General features: G+C 28.1%; 24 protein-coding genes and 2 tRNA genes. 10 read left to right on the forward strand and 16 right to left on the reverse strand.

Annotated features, from left to right (window positions below):
• Positions 1–69 precede the first annotated feature (69 nt).
• On the forward strand, positions 70–846 hold the full coding sequence (locus bpSLO_RS03730; RefSeq protein ID WP_038447838.1) for a septal ring lytic transglycosylase RlpA family protein: 777 nt from the start codon (positions 70–72) through the stop codon (positions 844–846).
• On the opposite strand, the gene bpSLO_RS03735 is transcribed toward bpSLO_RS03730, so the two are convergent.
• Both bpSLO_RS03735 and bpSLO_RS03740 read right to left on the reverse strand, forming a co-directional pair.
• The gene (locus bpSLO_RS03735) at positions 836–2893 is read right to left on the reverse strand and encodes an ATP-dependent DNA helicase (RefSeq protein WP_025407309.1); all 2058 of its coding nucleotides are present in this window, start codon (positions 2891–2893) and stop codon (positions 836–838) included. The genes bpSLO_RS03730 and bpSLO_RS03735 overlap by 11 nt on opposite strands.
• Before the next feature lie 133 nt (positions 2894–3026).
• A complete protein-coding gene (locus tag bpSLO_RS03740; RefSeq protein ID WP_025375719.1) occupies positions 3027–3221 on the reverse strand; it encodes a hypothetical protein in 195 nt (64 codons plus the stop codon).
• A gap of 47 nt (positions 3222–3268) precedes the next feature.
• Between bpSLO_RS03740 and bpSLO_RS03745 the strand changes: the two genes are divergently transcribed.
• Positions 3269–4264 (forward strand): tRNA dihydrouridine synthase, encoded by a 996-nt coding sequence (locus bpSLO_RS03745; protein WP_025407308.1) that lies wholly within the window; start codon positions 3269–3271, stop codon positions 4262–4264.
• Entirely contained in the window at positions 4264–6888 is a 2625-nt protein-coding gene (gene valS, locus bpSLO_RS03750) for a valine--tRNA ligase (protein WP_025407307.1), read from the forward strand. The genes bpSLO_RS03745 and valS overlap by 1 nt, the downstream gene beginning before the upstream one ends.
• A gap of 134 nt (positions 6889–7022) precedes the next feature.
• On the opposite strand, the gene mnmD is transcribed toward valS, so the two are convergent.
• Together mnmD and groES are read right to left on the reverse strand one after the other, a co-directional pair.
• A complete protein-coding gene (mnmD, locus tag bpSLO_RS03755; RefSeq protein WP_025375722.1) occupies positions 7023–7700 on the reverse strand; it encodes a tRNA (5-methylaminomethyl-2-thiouridine)(34)-methyltransferase MnmD in 678 nt (225 codons plus the stop codon).
• 215 nt (positions 7701–7915) lie between these two features.
• Entirely contained in the window at positions 7916–8188 is a 273-nt protein-coding gene (groES, locus tag bpSLO_RS03760; RefSeq protein WP_025375723.1) for a co-chaperone GroES, read from the reverse strand.
• Positions 8189–8331: 143 nt separating this feature from the next.
• Here groES and bpSLO_RS03765 point away from each other — a divergent pair, with 143 nt between their 5' ends.
• From bpSLO_RS03765 to bpSLO_RS03775, 3 genes are all read left to right on the forward strand, one after another.
• Entirely contained in the window at positions 8332–9963 is a 1632-nt protein-coding gene (locus bpSLO_RS03765; RefSeq protein ID WP_025375724.1) for an ABC-F family ATP-binding cassette domain-containing protein, read from the forward strand.
• 22 nt (positions 9964–9985) lie between these two features.
• Positions 9986–11671: a PQQ-binding-like beta-propeller repeat protein gene (locus tag bpSLO_RS03770; protein ID WP_432432492.1), complete on the forward strand. Its 1686-nt coding sequence runs from the start codon at positions 9986–9988 to the stop codon at positions 11669–11671.
• Positions 11672–11801: 130 nt separating this feature from the next.
• The gene (locus tag bpSLO_RS03775) at positions 11802–13928 is read left to right on the forward strand and encodes a P83/100 family protein (RefSeq protein ID WP_025407306.1); all 2127 of its coding nucleotides are present in this window, start codon (positions 11802–11804) and stop codon (positions 13926–13928) included.
• A gap of 85 nt (positions 13929–14013) precedes the next feature.
• Here the strand turns inward: bpSLO_RS03775 and bpSLO_RS03780 are convergent.
• Positions 14014–14086 (reverse strand) — tRNA-Pro (locus bpSLO_RS03780).
• A 9-nt stretch (positions 14087–14095) separates the two neighbouring features.
• Positions 14096–14169: transfer RNA gene (locus tag bpSLO_RS03785), tRNA-Arg, on the reverse strand.
• Between the two features lie 84 nt (positions 14170–14253).
• Between bpSLO_RS03785 and bpSLO_RS03790 the strand changes: the two genes are divergently transcribed.
• The gene (locus bpSLO_RS03790; protein WP_025407305.1) at positions 14254–14889 is read left to right on the forward strand and encodes an endonuclease III domain-containing protein; all 636 of its coding nucleotides are present in this window, start codon (positions 14254–14256) and stop codon (positions 14887–14889) included.
• Positions 14890–14897: 8 nt separating this feature from the next.
• Here the strand turns inward: bpSLO_RS03790 and bpSLO_RS03795 are convergent, their stop codons facing one another.
• Genes bpSLO_RS03795 through bpSLO_RS03805 form a run of 3 tightly spaced genes read right to left on the reverse strand, consistent with a single transcriptional unit; the run spans position 14898 to position 17187 of the window.
• Positions 14898–15749, reverse strand: a complete 852-nt coding sequence (locus bpSLO_RS03795) for an ABC transporter permease subunit (RefSeq protein ID WP_038447835.1) — start codon at positions 15747–15749, stop codon at positions 14898–14900.
• Positions 15749–16699: an ABC transporter permease subunit gene (locus tag bpSLO_RS03800; RefSeq protein ID WP_025375728.1), complete on the reverse strand. Its 951-nt coding sequence runs from the start codon at positions 16697–16699 to the stop codon at positions 15749–15751. The genes bpSLO_RS03795 and bpSLO_RS03800 overlap by 1 nt, the downstream gene beginning before the upstream one ends.
• Positions 16700–16746: 47 nt before the next feature.
• On the reverse strand, positions 16747–17187 hold the full coding sequence (locus tag bpSLO_RS03805) for a septum formation initiator family protein (protein WP_025407303.1): 441 nt from the start codon (positions 17185–17187) through the stop codon (positions 16747–16749).
• A 108-nt stretch (positions 17188–17295) separates the two neighbouring features.
• On the opposite strand from bpSLO_RS03805, the gene bpSLO_RS03810 reads away from it, so the two are divergent.
• On the forward strand, positions 17296–18900 hold the full coding sequence (locus bpSLO_RS03810; protein ID WP_025407302.1) for a hypothetical protein: 1605 nt from the start codon (positions 17296–17298) through the stop codon (positions 18898–18900).
• Between the two features lie 28 nt (positions 18901–18928).
• The gene (locus bpSLO_RS03815; RefSeq protein WP_025375731.1) at positions 18929–19456 is read left to right on the forward strand and encodes a hypothetical protein; all 528 of its coding nucleotides are present in this window, start codon (positions 18929–18931) and stop codon (positions 19454–19456) included.
• Here bpSLO_RS03815 and bpSLO_RS03820 read toward each other — a convergent pair.
• The 7 genes from bpSLO_RS03820 to bpSLO_RS03850 all read right to left on the reverse strand — a co-directional run bounded on the left by bpSLO_RS03820 (position 19413) and on the right by bpSLO_RS03850 (position 26127).
• Positions 19413–20423: a DUF4340 domain-containing protein gene (locus tag bpSLO_RS03820; protein ID WP_025375732.1), complete on the reverse strand. Its 1011-nt coding sequence runs from the start codon at positions 20421–20423 to the stop codon at positions 19413–19415. The genes bpSLO_RS03815 and bpSLO_RS03820 overlap by 44 nt on opposite strands.
• Positions 20424–20436: 13 nt before the next feature.
• Positions 20437–21939 carry a Gldg family protein gene (locus bpSLO_RS03825; RefSeq protein ID WP_025375733.1) on the reverse strand — a complete coding sequence of 501 codons (1503 nt, stop codon included), beginning with the start codon at positions 21937–21939 and terminating at the stop codon, positions 20437–20439.
• A 7-nt stretch (positions 21940–21946) separates the two neighbouring features.
• Positions 21947–22681: an ABC transporter permease gene (locus tag bpSLO_RS03830; protein WP_025375734.1), complete on the reverse strand. Its 735-nt coding sequence runs from the start codon at positions 22679–22681 to the stop codon at positions 21947–21949.
• On the reverse strand, positions 22681–23604 hold the full coding sequence (locus tag bpSLO_RS03835) for an ABC transporter ATP-binding protein (protein ID WP_025407301.1): 924 nt from the start codon (positions 23602–23604) through the stop codon (positions 22681–22683). Before bpSLO_RS03835 ends, bpSLO_RS03830 begins: the two co-directional genes overlap by 1 nt.
• Before the next feature lie 21 nt (positions 23605–23625).
• A complete protein-coding gene (locus bpSLO_RS03840; RefSeq protein WP_025375736.1) occupies positions 23626–24585 on the reverse strand; it encodes a ribonuclease Z in 960 nt (319 codons plus the stop codon).
• Positions 24586–24904: 319 nt separating this feature from the next.
• Positions 24905–25966, reverse strand: coding sequence for an NAD(P)/FAD-dependent oxidoreductase (locus bpSLO_RS03845; protein WP_025407300.1), 1062 nt, complete (start codon positions 25964–25966; stop codon positions 24905–24907).
• Positions 25915–26127 (reverse strand): hypothetical protein, encoded by a 213-nt coding sequence (locus bpSLO_RS03850; RefSeq protein WP_246989804.1) that lies wholly within the window; start codon positions 26125–26127, stop codon positions 25915–25917. Before bpSLO_RS03850 ends, bpSLO_RS03845 begins: the two co-directional genes overlap by 52 nt.
• A 79-nt stretch (positions 26128–26206) precedes the next feature.
• Here bpSLO_RS03850 and bpSLO_RS03855 point away from each other — a divergent pair, with 79 nt between their 5' ends.
• Positions 26207–26797: an ATP-dependent Clp protease proteolytic subunit gene (locus bpSLO_RS03855; RefSeq protein WP_011772690.1), complete on the forward strand. Its 591-nt coding sequence runs from the start codon at positions 26207–26209 to the stop codon at positions 26795–26797.
• Positions 26798–26827 lie beyond the last annotated feature (30 nt).

Here is a 26827-nt window from a genome sequence, read left to right on the forward strand (position 1 = left end):
AACTTATTGATTTTATGTTATAAGTCTTAAGCTTTATATTGTAATATGCAATATGATATAATACATGTCATGGTAAATTTATTTAATCTTATAGATATTAGATTTGGGTTCTTGTTTTTGTTTTTTGCTTTTACTCAATTAAACAGTGCTACTGTTGGACTTGCCTCATGGTATGGCGAGGCTTTTCATGGCAAATCTACTGCTAATGGTGAAAAATTTGATATGACAGCTCTTACGGCTGCTCACAAGGAACTTCCATTTAATACTATTGTAAGAGTTACTAATTTACTTAATAATAGGACAGTTGTTGTAAGAATTAATGATAGGGGTCCTTTTAGGAAGGATAGAATAATTGATTTGTCAAAATCTGCTGCTGAAAAGTTAGATTTTCTAGGAATAGGTGTTGCTCCTGTAAAAATTGAGATATTGGAACAATCGGATGAAAATAAAGTTGTGACGCAGGAATCTAAAAAAACTGTTAATACTGAAGATTTTTCTAAGGATGATTCAGTTGTTTCGGGTTCAAAATTAAACAGTAATGCTGCCTTAGATAACGATCACTCTGAAGTTGCAGAAAAGATTTTAGATAATTCGACTAAAGAACCAGATTTTTATATACAAGTTGGTTCTTATAAGACTAAAGATTATGCTCAAAGAGCTTATAGAATACTTCAAAAAGCTGGACTTAATGTTTTAGTGAATTCTCATGGACCTTTTTTTACAGTGTTCATTCCTACTTATGCTGATGATATTCATAAAAATGTTGAACTTATTAAATCTACAGGATATAGGGATATTTTGGTAAGAAAGACTAAAATTCCAGGAGATAGTATTTCTATGGATTAGTATTTTGATCTATCTTTTTAAAGAATGTGTCTATTATGTGTTTGATATTTTCAAAGTTTGAGTAATAAGTTTTAATATTAGGTAAGGATTGTAGGAATAATGTACCGTAATTTTTTTCAACAAGTCTTTTATCAAAACATACTATGATCCCATAGTCTTTTGGATCTCTAATTAATCTTCCAAATCCTTGTTTGAATTTCATTATTGCTTGTGGCAGTGTTTCTTGTGTGAAAAAATTTTTATTCAATTTTGTAGCCAATTCGTTTTTTGCTATTAAAATTGGATCAGAAGGAGTTTGAAATGGCAGTTTGGGAATTATTACCATTGTTAATTTGTCTCCTTTAATATCAATTCCTTCCCAAAAATTTTTTATTCCTATGAGTACGCTTTTTTTTTGTGATTTTTTGAAAGAATTTATTAATTCATTTTTTGGCAATTTTCCTTGTATGAAGAGGTTTATATTATTTGTAAATAAAAAGTCTTTAATGTTTTTGCTTATATATTCTAAGCTTTTAAGTGAGGTTAAAAGAATTAAGGTACCGCCTTTGTTTAACATTACAAGTTCTTTAATATACTGTGTTGATTGATTTAAAAATTTTTCTTCTTTATTAGGGTATTCAATATCTGATATAACGGTGAGTATTGATCTTTGCCTGTAAGGAAAAGAATATGACAACTTTTCCATTTTGATATTTTGATCATTTAAGTTCAATCCTGTTTGATTGAAAAAATATGAAAATGATTGATTTGTCATTAGAGTAGCTGAGGTGAAAATTATCCTTTTTACTCTTTTATACATAATTTTATTTAGACTAGGGCCTAAATAAATCTCTGATATTTTAAATATAAGCACATTTGTTTTATTTTCTATCCAAAAACAAAGATTGTCATATTGATTTTCAGAGATTAAAATTTTAATTAATGATTCTTTATATTCTATATTTTTAATTAGTCTGTTTAGTTCTATTTTTGCTGTTTTATTTTCTATCTCTTGTGTTAAAGATGTTATGGTTGCTTTGTAATTTTCTAAGTTATATATGACATTTTGTAAATGTGTTTTAATTCTTATATAAAAATCTGTTTTATGTGTATCATTAGTAACTCTATAGATTGATGGAAAATCTTTTTGTGTTTGTATTATATATTCAATATTTTCAAAGCATTGAATTGTTGAATTTTCAAAATTTTTCTTGTATTTATTATTTATGTTTTGTCTTTTTATTATTTTATCTATTTTAGTAAAAATTTTTTTTATTCCAATTCTTGAAAAACTTCTGCTAAATAATGTCCTTGCAGCTTCTTCTAGATAATGAGCTTCATCAATTATTATATTTTTTGTATTAGGCAATATTAAATTAATCTCATCATCATTGTTTTCAGAGTCGTTTTCATAATTTTCTTTTTCTGTTAATATTTCATTTTTTATGTAGAGATCATTTAGGAGTAAATGATGATTGGTTATGATAATATCACATTCTAATATTTGTTTTCTTGCCTTTTTAAAAAAACATTTATTGTCATCAGGACAGGTAATACCTGAACATGTCTCAGGGCTTGCCGATACTTCTTCCCAGATTTGCTCATCAATAAAATTAAGTTCGTCTTTATCACCTGTTTGTGTATTTTGTGACCAGTAGATTAATGCTTGTAAATTTTTTTTATTAAATGTATATGTTAAAAGATTTCTTTCAAATTCTTTAAGCCGGCGAAGGCAGAGATAGTTTTTCATTCCTTTAATTATTCCAAACTTCATTTTAAAAGGAATGATTTTTTCTAGAGATTCGATATCTTTTTTTATTAATTGTTCTTGAAGGTTAATAGATGCTGTTGAGATTATTATTTTTTCTTGTGTTTTTTGAATGAAGTCAATAGCAGCAATTAAGTAGGCAAAACTTTTTCCAGTTCCTGTTGGTGCTTCAATAACTAAAAAATTTTCATTTTCAAGGGCTTTGCTTATTTTTTCGATCATCTTTAATTGTGTATTTCTTTTTACAAAGCCTTTGATGTTTAACTCTGCTTTTTTGAATATATATTCAATTAAGTTCAATTTTATTAAGTATCCTTTTTATTGATTCTTTAAAAATATTTTTATAAATATTATTTGTGAAATTATTTAATTTTGAGTTGCTATAAATTGAGCTCATTTCTTGCAATATTGCTCCAAATTATCATTATTATCTCTAATCAAGGGATTTTTCCATAAAGTTTATATGATTGTTTATTGCAATTTGAATATTTTTATAATAATGAAAATTGATATAAAGAAGAATTATTATGTTTTTGTTAATTTTTAATATGCTCTTAAATCCATCTGTAGTTGATATTGAGAATTTTTTTATTCTTTTGAAAGGTATATTAGTTTCTTTAAAATTCATTTTGTGCACTTCTTTACCATGGTGTTGTCTTATTATATATTTATTTTATGAATTTTTTAAGCAATATGAGTCGTCCAATTATGATTTTGGCTCCAATGGAAGATGTTACAGATACTGTTTTTAGAAATTTGATTCATTTGATAGGCAATGGAAAGGATGGTCCTGATATTTATTTTACCGAATTTATTTCTGTAAAAGGTCTTTTAAATAAATCAAAGCAGTCAATACAACATATTTTGACAAAAAATGATGAACTGAATCGACCTTTGATTGCTCAAATTTGGGGCAATGATCCTGATGAATTTTTTAAAGCAATAGAAATCTTAAGTAATTTGGGATTTTGGGGCATTGATCTTAATATGGGCTGTCCTAAGAAGAAAATAGTTAAAAAGGGAGTTTGTTCCGCTTTGATTAATAATAAATCTTTGGCTTGTGAGATAATTATGGCAAGTAAAGAGGCGTGTTTAAAATTTGGATTGTCTCTTAGTGTTAAAACAAGACATGGATTTTTTTATTCTGAGGTTGAAGATTGGTTAGGATTTTTACTTAAGTTAGGTATTGATATGTTAACCGTGCATCCCAGGCTTGCTATTAATCAAAGTGAAGGTTCGATAGATGTTTCTGTATTTGATAAACTTGTTAATCTTAGGGATCAAATCAATCCTTCTGCATTAATTATTGGTAATGGAGATATTTTGAGTTTAGAGCAAGCTCATCAAATTGTAGAGAAACATTCTATTGATGGAGTAATGTTTGGTCGTGGAATTTTTAGAAATTTAAACTTATTTAGAAAAGGTTTGCCTAACTTTTTGAGTAATAATTTAAATTTTAGATTAAATATATTAAAATTGCATATAACAGATTTTCATTCTACTTGGAGTCTTACTAAGGATTTTAATAAACTTAAGAAGTACTTTAAAATTTATTTTAATGAAGATGAAAGATGTAGCGAGTATTTTCATAATATTATGAATTCAAGTAATTATGAGGAGCTTTTTAAAAATCTAAGTCGAATGGATATTATAGGAGATAATCTTAAGTAATGAGTGATGAACTTTCAAAAAATTATAATCCTAAGATTTTTGAAGATAGAATTTATAAAAAATGGCTAGATAATGGGGTATTTATTCCTAATGATGGGATTGAGCCTAAATTTAGTATAGTAGCACCACCTCCAAATGTTACAGGCATTCTTCATATGGGACATGCCCTTAATTTTACTTTGCAAGATATTCTTGTTCGTTACAAGAGAATGCAGGGAGCTAATACTCTTTGGCTTTTTGGGACAGATCATGCTGGAATTGCAACCCAAGTAGTTTTTGAAAAACAACTTAGAGATCTTGGGAAAAGTAAGGATGATTTTAGTCGTGAAGAATTTGTTGAAGAAATTTTTAAATTAAAGGATAAACATAGAGAAATAATTGTTAATCAAATAGAAAGGCTAGGGGCTTCCTATGATCATTCCAGAGAGAGATTTACTCTTGATTCTGGGCTTTGTCAGGCTGTTAATAAGGTTTTTATTGATTTATATAATAAGGGATTTATTTATAAGGGAGAATATCTTGTCAACCTTGATCCTGGGTCTGGCAGTGTTGTTAGTGATGAAGAGGTTGAGTACAGAGAGGTTATTGGAAAGATTTATTTTATTAAGTATTTATTAGATGATGGTAACTTTATTGAAGTTGCAACCACTCGACCTGAGACAATATTTGGAGATATGGCTGTTGCTGTTAATCCTAGTGATGATCGGTATAAATCTTTGATTGGTAGAGACGTTATAATTCCTATTGCAAATAGAAAGGTTAAAATAATAGCAGATAGTTATGTTGATATGGAATTTGGTAGTGGTGCTTTAAAGATAACACCTGCCCATGATCCTAATGACTTTGAAATTGCAAAAAGGCATGATCTTGCTAAGATAAATATTTTAACTAAGGATGCAAAACTTAATGAAAGTGTTCCAATTGAGTATCAAGGTTTAAGTGTTAGTGTTGCAAGAGACAAGATAGAGAGAGATTTAAGAGACAGAGGATTTTTAATAGATGTTAAGAATCATAAACATCAGGTTGGGCATTGTCATAGATCTGGAGAGATCATTGAGCCTTATTTATCAAAGCAATGGTTTGTGAGGATGAAACCATTAGCTGCTGCTGCTTTACAAGCTTTAATAAACGGTGAGATTAGGTTTTATCCTAAAAAGTGGGAAAATACGTATAAACATTGGTTATTAAATATTAGAGATTGGTGTATATCTAGACAGTTGGTTTGGGGACACAGAATTCCTGCCTGGTATGATGTTAAAACAGGAGAGATTATTGTTAGTGAATTTGATCCTTCTCTAAGTGAAGAGTATAAGGGCAGAAGATTCTTTAGAGATCCAGATGTGCTTGATACTTGGTTTTCTTCTTGGTTATGGCCATTTTCTTCTCTTGGCTGGCCAAAAGTTACTCTTGATTTTAAAAATTATTATCCTACAGATACTTTGGTTACCGCTTATGACATAATATTTTTCTGGGTAGCAAGAATGGTAATGGCAGGACTTGAGTTTACAGGACAAGTTCCTTTTAAAGATATATATATAACACCCCTTTTAAGAGATAAAAAGGGTAGAAAAATGTCAAAATCTTTAGGTAATGGCATAGATCCTCTTGAAATTATCGATCAGTATGGAAGTGATGCTTTACGTTTTACTCTTGCATTTTTATCTGTGCAAGGTCAGGATTTGAATATTGGCACTAAAGATTTTATGTTTGGAGCTAAGTTTTTAAATAAAGTATTTAATGCGTCTAAATTTATTTTATCAAATTTAGAAGGTAGGCTAGTATTAGACAATTTTGAGTTAGATGATATCGATAAATGGTTACTTACGAGTTTAAATTCAACTGTTGCCGTTATAGATTGGGCTTTTAAAAATTATAAGTATAATGAGGCTACTAAAGCAGTATATGAATTTTTTTGGAATGATTTTTGTGATTGGTACATTGAAATTAGTAAAATTAATTTAAATAGTAATGATATTAATCTTCAAAATATGACTATTTCTAAACTGATATTTTTCTTGAAAGAATCTTTGCTCATTATGCATCCCTTTATACCTTTTATTACCGAAGAGATTTATTCTAAGCTTACGTCTTTGCAAGATGTATTAGCTTTGGAAAAGTATCCTGAGTGTGTTAGTCAAAGAGATTTTAAGGAAGAGTATCATCGGTTTAATTTATTGAAAGAATTTATTGTGTCAATTAGGACTCTTAGGAGTGAATTTAGTATAGTTCCTAATATTAAGATTAATGTTGCTTTGCGATTTGGTGATACTTTTAAATACGAGAGATATTTTAAGGATCATGAGCATATTGCAAAGAAGCTTATTAATTTTAATTGTATCTTTTACAATGAGAATTATGTTGGTATGATAGGGGTTCCTAATGTTGATTTTGAGAGTTTTGCAGATATTAAGAGTCTAATAGATATTGATAAAGAGCTTGTAAAGCTTGGTAAACAACTAGAGAAATATGAGAGACTTAAGCATTTAGTTTTGGCAAAGCTTCAAAATCAAGATTTCTTGTCAAATGCTCCTGGAGAGATTATTGATCTTGAGAAGTCAAAATTAGAAGAATTTGATTCTTTCATTGCAAAAATTAACAATTATATTCATAATTTAAAAAAATAGTGGAAACCTTTTAAATTGTGATGTTACTTGTAATTACATTGCGTTGACGGTCAGTATTTTTAGTATTTCGTTTATTGAAACAGTTTTTGTGTATAATCATTAAGATATGTTTTTAAAATTCATATTTTGCCTTCTTATTGTTTCTTTTGTGCTTTTATCATATGTTTTTTATTGTTAAATCCTTTTATTCTAGAGTAATTGAAATTAGCGAGTTTTAATCCATCTTTTACAATTCTTGCTGCAGAAAATGTTGAAAGTTTTGCTCCAATTTTGCTCTTTTTTGCAATTATGGTGAATATTTCCTTATTCCACATTTTGGGATTTTTACTTGGACTAAACCCATCTAAAAACCAGTAGTCTATATATTTTGGTAGCTCTTTAAGCTTTTCTCTAGCCTCTCCAACTAAGATTTTTAAATTAATATTGTTTGTTATTTTGTACTTTATGTTCTTTGTTGGGGTGTTAGGATATTTTTTAAGCAATGTCTTAAAATAACTTATATCTTTGCTAAAAAATTGTGATACTTTTTTGATTTGTTCCTTTTTCAGTGGAAATTTTTCAATTGAGTAATAATTAATTTTTGTTTTGAGGTTATTTTCTTTTAAATATTTTAAAAGTGCTATGAAATTAAGACCAGTTCCAAATCCTAATTCTGCAATTGTTGCACTTTGTAGCTCTGCTAAATCTATATCTAGTTCACAGCCTTTGATGAATACATAAATACTCTCTTCAAGTCCATATTGTGGATTATAATAAATATCTTCAAATTTACTTGAATATATAGTTTTATCTTTAAATATTAATTTGTTCATGAGTAAAATAACAAATGAGTAAATCACAGAGTGATTTACTCATTGATAAAAATTCACTTTAAAAAAAAGTTACTACTTTTAAAAGTGATATTATTATTGTCATATATCAACCTGAATTTGATTTGTTTGACTAGGATAATAGGATGTAAACCGCTCATCTTAAGGTTTTGCCTTTTTAAGAGAAACTAAAGCTTAAGTTTAGTTTCTCTGTTATTTTATTCTTCTATAATAGCTATTATCTCTTTTGCTTTTAGAATTAAGTGTTCCTTTTCCTCAATCTTGACAGCAGCTCCAGCGTACTTTTCATAAAGCACTGTATCTCCGACTTTAACAGTAATGTCTTCCTTGCTAGAGCCAATAGCTATAACTGTTCCAATGTTTGTTTTTTCTTTTGCATTTTCTGGTATATATAGTCCTGAAATTGTTTTACTTTCGGCTTCTTTTATTTTTATTAAAACTCTATCGGCTAAAGGTTTAATATTTTTCATTTTCAAACATCTCCTTAATTTGATAATATAAATATACGAAAAATTTAAGTATTAAGTCAATATATTTAGATAATACTTGAAACTTCATCTAATTTTAAAGATAATTCTTTTAATAAAATGTCAAATTTAGGTGGAAAAATAGTTTGATAACAGTAAGTAATTTAGAAGTTGCATTTGGGGAGAGAATTTTATTTAAAGATGTTAATATTAAGTTTTCTTCTGGAAATTGTTATGGGATAATTGGAGCTAATGGTGCAGGTAAGAGTACGTTTTTAAAAGTTTTAGGTGGAACGATTGAACCTAGCAAGGGTGACGTGTCAATTGCAAAAAATCAAAGAATGGCTGTGCTTGAGCAAAATCAGTTTGCTTATGATGATTTTAGGGTTATTGACACTGTGATCATGGGTCACAAAAAGCTTTATGCTGTTCAAAGGGAAAAAGATGAAATTTATGAAAAGCCTGACTTTAGCGATGAAGATGGAATTAGGGCTGGAGAACTTGAAGCTGAATTTGCCGAACTTGGAGGTTATGAGGCTGAGTCTAATGCTGCGGTACTTCTTAAAGGGCTAGGCATAGATGAGTCGGTTCATTCTAATTTGATGAGAGATATTGAGGGGGCTTTAAAAGTAAGGGTACTCTTAGCGCAAGCTCTGTTTGGAGAGCCTGATATATTACTTCTTGATGAACCTACTAATAACCTTGATATTCAATCGATTAAGTGGCTAGAAGAATTTTTGATTAATTTTGAAAATACAGTTATTGTTGTGTCACATGATAGGCACTTTTTAAATCAAGTTTGTACTCATATTGTTGATATTGATTATGGAAAAATACAAGTTTATCTTGGTAACTATGATTTTTGGTATGAAACCAGTCAAATTCTTAATAAGCAACTAAAAGATGCTAAGAAAAGATCTGAAGAGAAAATAGCAGAACTTAAGACGTTTATTCAAAGGTTTTCAAGTAATGCATCAAAATCTAGACAAGCAACTTCAAGAAAGAAGTTAATTGATAAGATTAAAGTTGAAGATCTTAAACCATCTTCAAGGAAATTTCCTTATGTTAACTTTAAGAGTGAGAGAGATCTTGGAAAAAATGTTATTACAATTAAAAATCTGACTAAGGAATTTGAAGGACAATATATTTTAAACAAGTTTAGCATTGTTGTAGAACCTGGGCAAAAGGTTGTTTTTTTAGGCAGTCCAATCTCAGCAAGTTTTCTTTTTGATGTAATTACCAATGAAGATAGAGATTATAAGGGGCATTATGAATGGGGTAGTACTGTTAATTTTGCGTATTTTAAGAAGGATAATGAAAAATATTTTAGTGTGGATTTAAGTTTGGTAGATTGGCTAAGGCAGTATTCAAAGGATCAGGATGAAACTTATATTAGAGGATTTTTGGGACGAATGCTTTTTAGTCAAGATGAGGCTTTAAAAAAAGTTAATATCCTCTCAGGGGGTGAAAAGGTAAGGTGTATGCTTTCAAAGATAATGCTTAGTGGAGCTAATGTATTGTTATTAGATCAACCGACCAATCATTTAGACCTTGAAGCAATTACATCTTTAAATACCGGTCTTCGAGATTTTAAAGGAGTTGTATTATTTACGTCTCATGACCATCAATTTATTGATACCGTTGCTAATAGGATTATTGAATTTACACCTAATGGTATAATTGATCGTTTTATGACTTTTTCAGAGTATATTGATGACCCTAAAGTTAAGGAATTAAGGGATAAGTTTTATGAAGGACATGCCAGCTTGAAACTTTAGTTATATGTTTAACCATTACAGGATGTTTATTGTTTTGAAGTTAAATATTTGTATTTTTATATTTTTAGGTGTTTGTTTTTCACTTTCAGCAAATGTTAACCTTTATTTCCAGAAAGCTTTAACAGGACAGATTTTAGGAAGTCCTATTCTTGATGAGCTACGTAATACTATTACAGTGTTAACAAAGGATAGGTGGTTGATAACTTATACTATGTCTTTAGATAAAAAATATTCTTATAGATTAGATCGAGTACCGTATCCCTTCCTATTAAAGGATTTTGGTAGTGGATATTATGTTATTACAGGACGTAATGAAGTTCAAAAGATTAGAAGAGGAAAGCTTATATGGAGATATAGTTTAGATGCTTCTCCTATAAAAGCTCCTTCAATGGGGAATGGTTATATTTTAATTCCTCAGGCTGATGAGAGAGTTATTGCTTTAAGACTTGGTGATGGTCAGAAAATTTTTGAGGTGAATATAGAAGGAAAGGCAGTGACTTCTTCTGTTGTTCTTGAAAATGGTAATTTTTATATTGCAAATGAACATTATAGAATGTTTGCTTTTAATCCTGAGGGAGAGAAAATATGGAGTGCTTCTCTTATGTCTTTTCCCAATGTATTAATGATAAGTACTAATAATGAGATAATTGTTGGATATCAATCTGGAGATATCGTTGTGTATGATAGTGATTTTGGTGATATGTTAAATTTTATTAGTTTGAACTATCCTATTAATTTTTTATTTGAAAAGTTTAATGGAGAATATGTTGCAGTGTCTGATAATGGGGTTTTTTTTAATTTAAGTAAAAACTTTGAACTTATGTTTTCTAAAAATTTATCTTTAAAGCTTAAGGAAGCTGTGCTTTATGATAACAAAAATCTTTTTATTGTTATTAAATCAAATGGTGTTTTAGCTCTTGATGAATATTTCAACCTGGTTGATAGATATGATGGTATGAAGGAAATATCGGGGCTTGTGGCTAATGTTGGAATAATTGCTACTGGCGGGCTTAATTGGATATTAACTGCTTATTATTATGAATATAAAGATGAGCTTGATGTTATTGTTTGGAATCATACATTAGGTAATAGGTATCATCAAAATAGGATAGATTTTATCGAAAAATATTTAATAGATCATGAGGATATTTATTTGGCTCTTGATGAAATGTTGAATTCTCCCTATAATAGGAGGGTTTATGATACTTTTTTAGGTACTCTAGATTCTCTGGTAATTCAATATGGTAGTTTTCCTAAAAAATATTTGAATTTATATAAAAAAGCTATTAATAATTGGCTTGCTCCAAAAAATGGAATTGATAGAATAGCTCAAAGGGGGCAACTTTATAAGTATTTCATATATGTTGATGATGCAGCTTCAGTTAAGAATTTTATTAATATGGCGATTGAAGAAAAGGATATTAGCAATGTAATTCAATTGGTTGAAAGTATTGCTAAGTTTGAATATTATTATGGGCAAGATGAACTTGTGTATAATTATATTCAGTATATAATATTGAATTATCAGGGCAGTTTAGAGATAGCTTATGCTGTTCTTCTAAGCTTGCGCAAGATAATTTTGAATTCTACAGAGGATAATCTTAAAAAGTATAGAAATAAATATTTAACTCTTTTGAAATTTATAAAGCGACAAAATTTTTCTGACAAAATTAATCAGTGTGTTAATGAAATTATTATAGCGCTTTGATTCATTTTGTTGTTAGTTTTATGTTATGATTTGTTAAATACATCTTATTATAGTGTGTTAGAATTGATGTTTAATTTATGCTGATTTAGTTAATAATAGGGTTTATAATTGACTATGGGAGAATTTTATTATGAAAAGAATACGGGTACTTTTTATTTTTTTATTCATCTTTTTAAATGTTTTTACTTTTCATGCTAGAGAAGTTGATAAGAAAAAGTTGAAAGATTTTGTTAATATGGATCTTGAATTTGTTAATTATCGGGGTCCTTATGATTCTACAGATACTTATCAGCAAATAGTAGGTATTGGTGAATTTTTAGCTAGGAATTTAATCAATAACAAATCTAATTATTACAATAAATATTATGTTAATAGGTATATTGACAGTGAGGATGAAAAGAGTAGTTCAGATGTTTTTATTATTGGTGAGAGATCTTCTCTTGATAGTATTTTAAATCTTAGAAAAATACTAATAGGGTATTTAATGGAAGGTTTTAGTTACAATAAAGAGAGTGCAGAATTACTTGCTAAAGCTATTACAATATATAATGCTACTTATCGAGGTGATTTGGAGTATTATAGTGATTCCTATATTCAACCTGCCCTTAAAGATTTAAGTAAGCATAATGTAGGACTCTCAAGAGTTTATAGCCAATGGGCTGGGAAGACTCATATTTTTATTCCTCTTAAGAGAAATATTTTATCAGGCAACATTGAATCAGATGTTGATCTTGACAAAATAGTTACAGAAAAGGTGGTAATATCTCTTTTAAGTGAAAATGAAGAAGTTGGTACGGACTTTGCAAGAGATCTAACCGATGTACAGGATGAAATTCGTGATGTTGATCAGGAAAAAATTGATATTGAGTCTGTTACTTTGAGAAGCATTGATGATGAATTAACCGAGACTATTGATAATTTAAGGGAGCAACTTGAGAAGGCTACTGATGATGTTGAAAAGACAGGTATTAAGAAGCAAATTGATGATAAAATAGTCGAGAGGAATATTTTAAAGGATAAGACAAAAGGGCTTAAGAAGTCACAAAAAAAATTAGATAGTTCTCAGGAAAGATTGGATAGGCAAAGGGATATAGTTAAAGATAAAATACAAGAAAGTATTGATAAGGAGAACAAAGATAAGAATTTGCCAAAGCCTGGGGACATAATTTCGCCAAAAGTAGATGAAAAATTGCAATTAACTGAAACTATTGAAGATTTGAAAGAACAACTTGAGAAGGTTACTGATGATGCTGAGAAGGAAGAAATTAAGAGGCAGATTGATGATAAGATAATTGAAAGGGAGGCAGTTAAAGATAAGAATTTGCCAAAACCTGGGGAAGTAAGTTCATCAAAAAAAGATGAAAAAATAAAGTCGGCTAAAGAGTTGAAAAAGCAACTTGAGAAGGCTACTGATGATGTTGAAAAGACAGATATTAAAAAGCAAATTAATGATGATAAGATAGTCGAGAAGAATGTTTTAAAGGATAAGACAGGAAGTCTTAAGAAGTCACAGAAAAAATTAGATAAACAAAAAAATATAGTTAAAAAAGATAGAAATTTGCCAAAAACCGGGGAAGTAAGCTCATCAGCAAAAGATACAAAATTGAAGTCAGCTGAAGAGTTGAAAAAACAACTTAAGAGAGCTACTGCTGATACTCCTAAGAGCACTTCTAGTGTTTCAAATAATCGATCTAATAAGCCCTTGTCCAGTAAGCCTTTAAATTCTAAAGATCAGTTGGGTCAACAAGAAGCTGTAGATAAATTATCTCTTGAAAATGAAAATCATAAACCTGTGTTTTTAGAGGTTTTAAATCCCAATACGAATTTAGGAGTTCTTAGGTTAATTGACTCAGATAAAGACCAATTGGATAAGAAAACTTCTCAGTATGGTATTAGAAGGTATGGAATTTATGAGAGAGAAGATGATTTTGTAGCTATCAAACTTTGTTCAGGTGTTGCAAAGCTTCAGTTGCTTAATAAAACAAAAAATTTAAAAGTTGAATCTGAAGCAAACTTTGAGTTAAGTAGAGATTCTTCTCTTTTTGTTGATTCAAAAATGATTTTGGTAGTTGTTAAGGATAAAAATGTTTGGAAATTAGCAAAATTTTCTTCAAGAGACTTGAGTGAGTTTATTTTATCAGAGGATGAAGTTTTGCCATTTACAAGTTTTACTGTTAATGCAGGTCATGTTTATTTGCAAGATGCATCTAAAAAGATTATTATTTTGGATCTAAATACTTTAAAAAAAGTATCTTAAATTATTTTTTTGATTAAACATTGTTTAAGTAATTGAAAAAGGAAGAACAAAATTTTGTTCTTCCTTTATATTATTATAGAAACAGTCGGGACAGTGAGATTCGAACTCACGATCCCCTGCTCCCAAAGCAGGTGCCTTAGCCGCTAGGCCATGTCCCGAAAAAGTTACGCGCCAATTAGGACTCGAACCTAAAACCTACAGATTAGAAGTCTGTTGCTCTGTCCAGTTGAGCTATTAGCGCTTTTGAGCCTAAAATTGAGTATATCATGTTGAAAACCCCTTGTCAATAAAAATATTATTACTTTGTATTTTGTTAAAATTGTGTATGTTTTATAATTATTTTATGCTTGATATTGATTTAATTGTAGATGAGACTCTATCCAGATATCCAGATGTTAAACCTTTTTTAACTTTCAGAAATAGTTACGAGCTTTTGATAATGGTAATTTTGAGCGCAAGGACGACTGATAATATGGTCAATAAGGTTGCACCTGAGCTTTTTAAAAGATATGGGGATTTTGAGAGTTTGGCGAATGCTGATTTGATAAATGTTGAAAACTTAATTTATAAGTTAGGATTTTATTCAAATAAATCTAAGAATATTATAAACTGTGCACGAATGGTTTTAAAAAGTTTTAAAGGTATTATTCCAAATAATATTTTTGATCTTGTGTCTTTGCCAGGAGTAGGTAGGAAAACCGCTAATGTTATTCTTGGAGTTGTTTATGATAAGCCAGCTATAATTGTAGATACTCATTTTAGTAGGGTTGTTATCAGACATGGAATTACATTTGAAAGAACACCTTTAAAAATTGAATTAGATTTAAAGAGTAAAATACCTTATGATAAGCAATATAAATTTTCTATGGCTATTAATAAGCATGGAAGAGCTATTTGTACTTCACGTAGTAAGACTTGCAAGAATTGTTTTTTAGAGAAATTTGCACCAAGACTTGTTTAATTGTAGTTTTATGATGAAATGAAAGATTTCATATGTTTTTTAAGTTTTAAACTTATTGATGTTAGTATAATGTTAATGATTAGTAATATGATTAGGGGTTTTGCCCATATCCAAAAGTATTCTCTTCCCATTTCTATATATCCTAAAAGTTCTCCAAGACTTGGATAGGAGCTTTTATCTTCTTGTTGTAAAAAATTTATTACTTCAAAGGTAGTTAGACTTTTTGAGATTTGGAGGGGAAGTATTGATGATATTGATGCTAAAACTTCCGGAAATATGTGATATATGATTATTCTAAATTGACTTGCACCCATAATCTTGCTTGCATACACATAATCAAGGTTTTTAATTAGTAGTGTGTTATTTCTTGTTATGAATGAAAATTTGATCCATCCGTGTATTAAGGCTAAAGTGAATGAAACTTCTAATATGTTATAATTTTTTTGTTTTGCAAAGTAGTAAAAAATTAGCATTAATATGTAAGAAAATGGTATTGTTTGTAGTGCTTCTATTGGTTTTGAAATTATCAAACAAGTTTTAAATTTTAAGTTTCCTATTATTATTCCTATAAAAATTCCAATTATTGCAGAAATTGCTGCATAACTAAAAGCAAGTAAAATAGAGTTTCTAGTGGCAAGTATTAGTCTTGCCAATATATCTCTGCCCATTTTATCCGTTCCTAGAGGATGTGAGGCTGTTGGTGTTTGAGGTAGTTTGTTTATTGTATGAATGTATGTTTTATTTGGATCTTTTTTGTATATTGCAAATTTTGAACCTTCATTAATTAACTTAGGAGTTATCATTAAAAATGAGATGAAGATTCCTAATACTATAACATATAGTTTTTTGAATTTATACATTATTCTAATACGTCCTTATAAGGATTAATATTATATGTTACAATATCTGTTATTAAATTTGGTATGAGCATAATAAATACACCGACGAATAACAAATCTCTGTAGACAATATAATCATTATTTTTTATTGCATTAATTGTTAGAGTTCCAATTCCATCAATTCCAAACATTATTTCAATGAAAGATGAACCAAAGAAAGCTGTTGCGAGAGTAGGTCTAAGATTGGTAATTAATGGAACTAAGGAGGGAATTAATGCATGAACTGTTATTATTTTAAAATTTTTTATTCCCCTTGATTTTGCAGATATTATATAAAATTCGGATAAATTTTTGTCTAGTGATTGTTTAAAAATGACAGCATTAAATATGAAAAATGAAAAAAACCATGCAAATCCACCTATTATTAAATTTTTTGGATTTACTTTTAGATAGTATAGTAGAGAAACGATTAATATTACAGTCAGATTTCTTGGTAGTGAATGTAAGAATAACATTATGTATTCTAAAATATTATTTAAAATTTTATTTTTTATAAATAAAGTCCAAATGATAATAAAAAAAATGGATATTACATAAGACAGTACGATACCTGGTATTGATATTTTTAATGTGTTTTTCATTTTGCTAAAAATTGTGCTCATTGACGATTTGCCGTTTGTAAGAGGGGAATTGTGAGGTTTTCCCCATATTACTCCTTTATACTTTGTTTCATAAACTATGTATAAGTTATTTACAATATGTTTAACAAAATGATCTTTGCTTAGGGGGATGTTTGGATCAAAGTCGTATATTAATTTATAGCTTTCGATGCTCTTAAGTATTCCAATGTATTCTAAATAATCTTTAAATATATTCTTTTGTATAAATGGGATATTTGAATTATTATTGTTCGAAAATATGTTTAGCAATGATATGCAAAAAAACGTTGATATAATAGCATTAAGCAACATATATAATATATTTTTTAGAATAAATGCAGCTGTAACTCTATCTCCTTTTATTTTACTTTATTTAAGAATTTTATTTTGTCTAGATAACTTAATAAAAAGTAAAATATCAGTGAAATTACTATTGATATTAAGTAAAAATTTTTGCCTATATTTTTGTTTTCTGATGTGTGTTTTATATTTAAAAAATTGCCTTGGTAGTAATTTTCATCTTCATCAAGATTCTTTATGATTATGGAATTTTTTGGATAATATCCTAATTTACTAGCTTCTTTTAGAATTGTTGGTTTAGATATTTGCAAGTTAATATACTTTGTTGTTAAATCTTTTTGTATTTCTTTTAATTTTTCAGTATGGTTTTTCATTAAAATTAGATTACTATTTAATTTGTTGTAATTAATAATCCCTGTTTCTCCAAAGATTGGTGTAATTATGAAATAACTTATTATTCCTGTATAAATAGATAGCATAATTTTTTTTGTTAAAGACATATTACCTTGTAATTATATCTTTAATATATTATATTTACAAGTGTATAGTTGTTGACTATACACTTGTAATAATTTTTGTTTAATAGATTTGGAGAAGAACTTTTTAATATGACAAATCATAAAAATTCTTTTTTTATCAAGGAGGGTCCTAGAGAAGTTGATTTTGATATAGATGGTGTGTTTTTACAGCATTCAGTTAATGGTAAAATTATTTCTCTGCGTTCTGAGGAGATTAAAGATCTTTTAGATGAAAAATTATTACAACTTGATTGTTCTTTAAAACAAAGACATGGTGAGTTAGTTGATTATTTAAAAAAAGTTGAAGGTCGTATTTCAAGGGTTGAAGGCGAAATACTTGGGCGTAGTTTGAGTTCTCTTGAGGAACTTGATAATTCTAATTTGAAAACAATGAATCTTATGAATTTTCAGAATGATACTAATGTTAAAGATAATGAGTTTGGTGAATTAGTAAGAAAAGAAAATAATTTACCAAATGTTTCACTTGATCAAGAAGAGCTAGATGCTCTACTTGAAGGACTTAATGAAATTTCAAGGGATAACAAAAAAAGTTTTAGTAGTAGCAATAAATCGGATAATGATGCAGATATAGGTATTTCTTTTGACAAAACTCTTGAAGATGAATCTAGTAGTGTGAATATCGATCATACTTTGTCTTCAAATGCAGAGAGTAATACTCGTAATGTTGTTGATTCGTTATCTAATAAAAAAGATAAAGAAGATATAGAGCCTGTGGGTATTAATTTTACTACATCCCAGGATAATGATTTGTTTAGTGAGTCTTCTTCTCTTGGTTTAGCTAATGTTGTTAATGGAGATGATAGTAAGGTTCAGGATTTGGTGACAAACTTAGATGGAGATGATAAAATTTTAAGAGAACCTATAGTTGATCAAAGTTCTGTTAATGTTGCCTTAGAGGTAAAAAATAGTGCTCATTTAGGTAATTTTGTCCTTGATGAAGAATTCTCCAATGTAGAAAGTGTAGAGGAAGAGAATGTTTCATCTTATGAGCAAGATAATTTGAGAGATCATAATTATTCTTTGGGTGATAGTTTAAATAAAATTGAATATTTAGACAAAAGCTTAGAAGATTTAAATAGCGAACAATTTAAGGAAGAAGATGAAGATTTAAGTAATTTTAATGATATTGCTATTCATGAAATTGATAGTGTGGATATAAATTTGAGTGATGATGCATCTTTGCGTAAAAGAGATGTTGTTGTTGATAATGGTTCTTTGAGACAAAATCAAGAAATTGATAATATTTCTTCTGGTTTAAAAAAGCTTGATAATTTTGAAGATGTGTTAAAGGCAGATTTAAATTGTGTAGACTTGCAATGTTGTATTGAAGATTTTGAAGAAGACAATCTTTATGATTCTGAGGTAAGTGATTTGGAAGAAAAGTTGGAGCAGGATGAAGAATTGAATTCATATTCTTTAAAGGGGCAAGAGATCAGAGATGATAATTATGCTTCCGATTTTAGTTTTTCTGATGTTGAGACTATAATAAATAAGTTTAATGACAATGATTATTTGAGTAAGATTAAGTTGAGTGATAAAGAACGGGTTGCATTAATTAGTTTTATTAGTAAATTGGAAAGCGATCTTGCGTCTAGTCCTAAGGGTAATAGTTTTAAAATTAAAAAAGAATATGAGATTTTACAAAAAATTAAGCGTTTACTAGTAAGAGAGTAGGGCTATTTATTTAATTAGATATTATTTTTTGTTTTTTGTTGCTTCGGTTTTATTTTTATTTTTAACTTTTTTTTATTTCATTAATAAATTTTTAAATCAGATTGATTTTGATTTTGATGATTTAATAGATGATGTAAAGTCATATAATATAAAATTTTTTAAGGATTTAGATTTAGAAAATTATTTCGATAAAACTTTATTTGATAATGATTTGGTTAATTCTTATTATTTACTCTCATCGGTTAGTGGAATGTTGATTTATAAATCAAAAGATGATTCAATTTATAAACTGAGTGATAAATTAGAACCGACTTTTCTTAAAAATAGTGTTTTTATAAAAAAAATTAAAGTCAATTTTGAATTGAATAATAATGCCCTTGTTAGTTTAGTTGTATATTATAATATCCTGCCAAAGAGCAGGATACTATACATTTTACATTTTTATCTCTTTGTAATATCTCTTGCCTATTTTTGTTTTTCTGTTTTTGTTTTATATTGCATATATCGAGATATTAATGGTGGGGATCATGATGCTCGTTGTTATCTTTTAGATTAGCTTCATTAGGATCATTATCTTTGATTTTTATCTTTTTCTCTAAGTTGAATATGTCGAAGAAAGTCCACTTGTTAGTGATATGGTAATATACATCATTATCTCTCTTTAGTAGGATGTCTTTGTTTTTTTCATCTTTATTGAAATAAACATCAATATTATTGACACCTTTGTTATTCCATTGTATTTCGATATTATATTGGAGATCATAGTCGTTAATTTTTGTTTTATCTATTTCAAGACCATCTGTTGTAAATTCTTGGATCATTTGTAAGAGCCTTTCTTTGCGTAATACTTCTTTATTGAAGAAGTAAAGACCGTCTTGAATAGATATATTATAATCATTGTGTATTGTATCTTCTTCAGTTTTTTTTGGCTTATTTAATACTTTGAGAGATAGACGTTCTATTTTTGTGTTTTGTTCATCAAAAAGTTTAGTATTTGAGAATGTATTGTAAGAGTTACCTTTGTAAGGTAAGAAGATATTGTTTGTTAAATATACGTTTGAATCACTGCTTTTTATGTAAGATAATCTTGAATCTCCTTCATCTGAATTTCCAATAAATATTTCTGTTAGCAAATTATTTTTATCGTCGAAGAATTTAAAATCTGGCTTTTCTTTTATTCCTAGTTCTTTATGTTTTTTTGGATCTCTACTTACAAGTTGATTTTTTTGAAGTTTTTCTAGATCTTGGATCATAGAGTTGACTTTTTTGTTATCAATTGGAAGTTTTATGTCGTTATATTGAAGTTCCCAACCTTTTCCCGATTTTGTAATTATTCCGTCAAGTTCTGTCTCGATTTTTGCAGTTTGATTGAAATCGACTGCAAAAAATTTTTCTTCTAGAAGCCTTGCAACTTGATTTTGATTGGAGAATATTATTCCTAACAAAAATGTGGATATTAATATTATAATTATTACTATTTTTATGTTTTCTTTCATTCCTAGCAACATTTTTTTATTTTCCATAAACTCTCCTTGATTAGTTGATTCTTCTTTTTTTGGTAAATCTAATAAGTCCAAATATTATTATTGCTATAGGCAATATAATTAAATTTATGATTATTAATGAAAATTTTGCATTTAACATTTCTTTTGATGAATTTATAAAATTTAGTTTTGAACGTACTTCTCTTGATTTAATGCTAAAAAACGCTTCCTTTTGCATCAAGTAATCAGAAATTCTTCCGGCAAGTTCAAAGTTTGAGGGCGAACCATTATACATATAATCACTAAATATCATGCTTGAGCCTAATAAAATTATTTTTGAATTTTCAGATTTTTTATCTTTATAGAAACTTTTAATTTGTCCTTCAACCGAATATCCAAGAATTTTTTGCTTATCTTCTTTGTTAAAGGTTTTTGGAACGTTAAATGAATGCATAGCTATGCTTGCAACTTCTTCATCATTAACTTGCCAAGATTCTTTAGAGCTTGCAAATAGGGGTAAATATTTTATATCGCTATTGTCTTTAGCTTCTATCAGATCTATTGAATTACTCCAAGGAATTATGGCATCATAGAAATTTTTAAGTAAGGGATTACCGAGATCTATGATATTACTTTTATCAATCAAGATCCATGGGTAGTAAGTTTGAAAATTGCCCCCTAAAAAAAGACTTGGTGCTCTTTTATCAAGGATAATATTATCATTATATTTGATGCCGTAGCTTTCAATTAGATTAAAAAGTTCGGATTTGATTGAAGTTGTGGTATATGGGCTTTGAGGATTATAATCAATTTTACTTGTAGTAAGTAAGACTTTTCCGTTATTGACAATAAATTCGTCAATTTTTCTCAAAGTCTCCCCATTTATTTCTTTAGAGCCAATTATAAATAATCCATTTATGTCTTTTAATTCTTCATTATTGGGGTTTATTTCTTTAACTTCGGTTTTGAAAGCTTTCTGCATTATTTCTATGAAATTTTTGTGTGTTGCTTTTAATTTGGCATCTCCAAACACAAGTCCTAATACTTTTTTTGTATTATTTATTAGCTTATCCAGGCTGCTTGCAAGATCATATTCTAAGTTGCTAATTTCTGTTACTATTGGGAGTACCTCACGTTTGCCTTCATAAATTATTTCAATTCCTGAATATATTTTGAGTATTGAAAGTTGATTGATTTCTCTTAGATCTATTTGTTGTGATGAAATTCCAATTTGTTCTAAAGGAGTGGTTAATTTGTCTGCATCTATTTCCCTATAAATTACTTTTCCGCTTGAAGAATCGGCAAAGCTTGTTAGAAAGTTTTTTATTTGTTCTGGAAATGCAAAATAATTTCCGAGACTTGCAGAATTATAGTAAGTAATATATATGTTTTCATTTGCATTTGAAATCAAATCTTTTGTAACTTTAGAAATTGTAAAAGCTCTGTTTTTAGTAAAATCTATTTTAAAAATAAAAATAGATATGTTGCAAAAGAGCAAAAATATTATTGTAAGATTTAAAGTTAAATTTAGAATCTCTTTATGTTTATTTTTCATAAAATAATTATCTCCATTTTTTTAATCTTATGCTATATGAACTTAACATCAAAAATGTAACTGAAAATGTAATAAAATAGATAAAGTCTGATAAGTTTAATATTCCCATATTAAAGTAACTAAAATGATTAGTAATTGAGATAAAGTTGAGTATTTGTCCAAATATATTGTCTTTTCCAAATATCATTACTAACTTTCCTGAAAAGACTATTATGATTAAGATAAACACACTTAGTATGTAAGATACTATTTGACTTCTAGTAATAGATGATATAAATACTCCCATGCTAAGCACTGAGTAAGAATAAAGGATTATTCCTAAATATTGAAGAAATATTATACCAAGGTCAAATTCGCCCATAAAAATTGTCATTATTGTTAGTGGTAGTGTGAGAGCAAAAAGTATTAATGTAAATATCTTAAGTGTGATAAATTTGCCAAGTACTATCTCTTGTGGACTTATTGGTAGTGCATAAAGTAATTCAATGCTTCCTGTTTTATGCTCTTCTGAGAATACCCCCATACTAAGAGCTGGAAGCACTAACATTAAAATGATAGGCATTGATGAGAAATAAGACATTAATGATGCATTGTCTTTAATAAAAAATCCTGATAAGAAAATAAAAGAAAAATTTACAAATATTAGGAAAAATAACATTACAACATATGCAGTTAGTGTGCCAAATAAAACTTTTAATTCTTTTTTTGACAAAGCTAAGGATTGTCTTAGATCTATTTTCATTATTTTTTCTCCTTTGTTAGTTTACTAAATATTTTTTCTAAACTTTCATGTTTTGGAATCATTGCTTTTATTATCATTCCTTTACTTACAACATAATTAAAAAGTTCTTTTTCAGTTTTATCAGGTGCAAGTCTTAATGAAACATTTATTTCTGTCTCATACTCTTCTATTTTAATTGAGGTAAATATGTCATTATTACTGAAATGTTCTTTTGTTGTTCCAGAATCTTTATAAATAATTAGATCTAGCTCAGTTTCTTTAAGTCTGTTTTTAACTATATTTTCCTTAGTATCATCAGCAATAATTTCTCCATTATTAATAATAATTATTCTTTTACAAATTGATTCAACTTCGCTTAAAATGTGAGAAGAAAACAGTATTGTACTACTTTTTGTAAGTTCTTTTAAAAATTCTTTAAATTCTATAATTTGGTTTGGATCAAGCCCATTTGTAGGTTCATCAAGTATTACAAGTTTGGGATTATTGATTATAGCACCAGCTATGCCTACTCTTTGCTTAAATCCTTTTGATAGTGCAGATATTAGTTTATTTTGGACACCTTCAAGCTTAAAAATACCTATTGCCTTATCTATTTCTTTTTTTGGATTTTTAACACCTTTAATTTCTGATATAAAATTTAAATACTCTTTAACAGATAATTCGGGATAAAGAGCCAGTTTTTCAGGTATGTATCCTACATTTTGCAATATTTCTTTTGAATTTTCTGTAATATCTTTGCCAAAGATTTTTACATTGCCCTTATTTGGATAATGAAATGATGTTAGAATTTTGATTAATGTCGATTTTCCTGCTCCATTTGGACCAAGTATTCCAAGAACCTCTCCTTCGTTAACTTTGAAGCTAACATTAAAGAGAGCTGTAAATGAGCCATATGTTTTAGTGATATTCTTTACATTTATCATATGATATCTCCTTAAGTACTATTATTTTATAATAAATTTATCTTTATTTGCTTTAAGTCTCATTCCATCTTTTGTTAAAAATATCTCTCCATTTGGATATTCTTGTTTTGCTTCGTCTAGTAACTCGAATAGATCTTTATTTAGTGTATATCTTTCACTAAAATGGATCAGTCCTGTTTGATGTACCTTTGCTTCTTTTGTAATTTTTGCTGCTAATTTTGCTGTTAAGTGCAATTTTTTTTTAGCCTCCTCTTTTAATTCGTTTTTGAATGTACTCTCAATAATTACTAGATTAAAGTTTTTGATATGTGTGCTTAGTTCTTCAAAGTAAGCCGTGTCTGTAATATATGCAAATTTTAGGCCTTTTTGCGGCTCTCCTAGTATATCAGAAGGTAATATTTTTTTTTCATTAAGTATTACCTCATGTCCTTCCTGTAAGTTTTTTCTAATAGGTCCTTTTGGTATGTTTAAACTTTCTGCCTTTTGGGTATCAAATTTTCCAGGCTTATTTTTTTCTATAAATAGATATCCAATACAGTCTATTGAATGTTTAAGTTTTATATATTCTATTCTTTTCTTTTTATCTTCATATAAAATTGATTCTGTTTTATTAATTATTATTTCTTTGTATATTATGTCATAATTTTTATGTACTCGTAAAAGTTCTATGTTTGTTTCTAGATATTTTTTGATGCCAGTAGGTCCAATGATGGTTAAAGGTTCTTTCCTTGTATTGCCACTTTGTGCCATCAACATTACTATTCCAAGTAAACCTGTGATGTGATCGGCATGTAAGTGTGTAATACAAATCATTTTGATTTTTTGCCATGATATTTTTTGTTTTCTAAGAGACATTTGAGTAGCTTCTCCGCAGTCAAAGAGAAAGCTTTCACCATGGTATTCTATTAAAACAGAAGTTAAATATCTGTTGTGTAGTGGTCTTGTTCCTCCTGTGCCAAGAATATTGATATTAAAGTTCAAAAATAATCTCCCAAAATTTTTTTGTTAGCAATGTGCAAAGATACGTTCCAAAACTGGTTTTGAAAGTGAGCATGGCATTTATATTGGTATCTTTTATTATTTTAAAATTATTTTTTAATTTAATAATACATGCTCCTTGATATTTTATGTAGAATCTCTATCTTGATAAAGGGTAGGTAAATATTATTTTGATTATTAGATTTTAATTTTTTGTACACTTGGATATTATATTATTTTTTTGTAAATTTAGAAATATTTCAAGTGAAAATTATTTATTGAAATAAAAATTTAAAGAAGATGAAGTTGTAGGATATTTTGTCTATTTTAAGAAATTATATAAATTTTCATATCTTTTAATATCATAATAAGTTGGAATATTAGACTTATTTTCAATATAATCTAAAATCTTTTTGGATAAATATGCTGACATTGATATTCCTCTTGTTCCAAATCCATTTAATATAAATATGTTTTTGTATTTTGGATGTTCACCAAGAAAGGGTTCTCGGTCAAGTGTAGAGGGTCTAATGTGCGCTTTGTGTTGTATTACTTTGTAATTTAGGTTTGTAATCTTTTTAAGCTTGTTTAATAATTCTTTTTTTGCCCATTCATTTGTGCTTGTATCTAACGTTTGCCATTCGTAAGTTCCGCCAAGGTAGAACTTGTTATCTTGTAAAGGTATTAAGGATACATGTCTATTATAAATTTCTTTAAGATTTAATCCTTGTATTTCTATTATCAGTATTTCTCCTTTTGCTAGTTTGAATGGAAGATATGAAAAAAGCCTTGCATTTTTTTCTTTGTATCCTCTTGTCAATATTAATTTTTTGAATTTAAATTCATTAATTATAAAAGATTTGTCATTTATTTTAATTTCATCTTCATTAATTTCTGCTTCTATGTATGCGTTATACTTTATAAAGTACTTTTTAAGGGTTTGTATATATAAATTTGTGTTCATTATTGCACCCTTTATTAGTATGCCTCCATCATTGTCATTGGAAAAATCGTGTACTTTTCCATTTTTTATTTCCGTGATGAAGTCTTTTATATTTTCATTATTTTTGATTTTTGAAATCAGTTCATCTTTTTGTGTTTTTGTGGTAAATGGTCTAAAAATAAGATTTTCTTTTAAGAAATCACAGTTAATATTTTTTTCCATTTCTTTGTAGTATTGAATTGCAAATGTGAAAATTTCAGGTTCTCTCCAAGCAATGTTCATTTTTCTTCCCATAATAGGGTTGATAAGCCCTCCTGCTACGGTTGTTGCTTTCTCAGCTCCATTGTCAAATAGAATCACACTTTTTTTTCTTTGAAGTATTTCATAAGTTAAAGTACTCCCAGCAATGCCACCACCAATGATTGCAAATTCATATTCCATTTAAATATTCCTTTTTTTAAGTTCTGTTTTCTTTGTAATTTTAAAGAATTACTTTTGAGTAAGCAATTTATTTGTAATTTATTCTCAAATCTTTCATTATTAGAATTGTTAGCTTGTTTTTTTTCAAATATTGATCGATCTTTAAGTGATATGTCTGTCATATGTTGATGGGGACATTTAAAAACCTTTTGTTTTTAATTATAATATGTATCACATTATATTTGTTGAAAAGGTAAGTTTATGGATTTTAAAGATATGAAGATGCAAACAGAAATACAGCAATCATTGGAGTTTGCATTAAAGAGTAGATCAATAGTTATTACAGGAGAGATTAATAAAGATACTTCTAAGCTATTTCAGGAAAGAATATTATTTTTAGAAGCATCGGACTGCAATAAACCGATATTTGTTTACATTGACTCGGAGGGTGGTGATATTGATGCTGGGTTTGCTATTTTTAACATGATACGTTTTGTAAAGCCTAAGGTTTTTACAATTGGAGTTGGACTTGTGGCAAGTGCTGGTGCTTTAATTTTTTTGGCTGCAGATTCAAAGAGTAGGTTTTCTTTGCCTCATGCGAGATATTTATTACATCAACCTTTAAGTGGTTTTAAAGGAGTTGCTACAGATATTGAAATTTATACAAATGAACTTAATAAAGTTAAGAGTGAACTTAATGATATTATTGCAAAAGAGACGGGACAGGAACTTGATAAGGTTGAAAAAGATACCGATAGAGATTTTTGGTTAGGTAGTGAATCTGCAATGAAATATGGTCTTGTCTTTAAAATTGTTACAACTAGACTTGAGCTTGAAGAATTTATTTCTTAGTCTTTTAGTATTATCTTGTAGCTTTCCAAG

This window comes from Borrelia parkeri (assembly GCF_023035815.1).
In the GTDB taxonomy this organism is placed as follows: Bacteria; Spirochaetota; Spirochaetia; order Borreliales; family Borreliaceae; genus Borrelia; species Borrelia parkeri.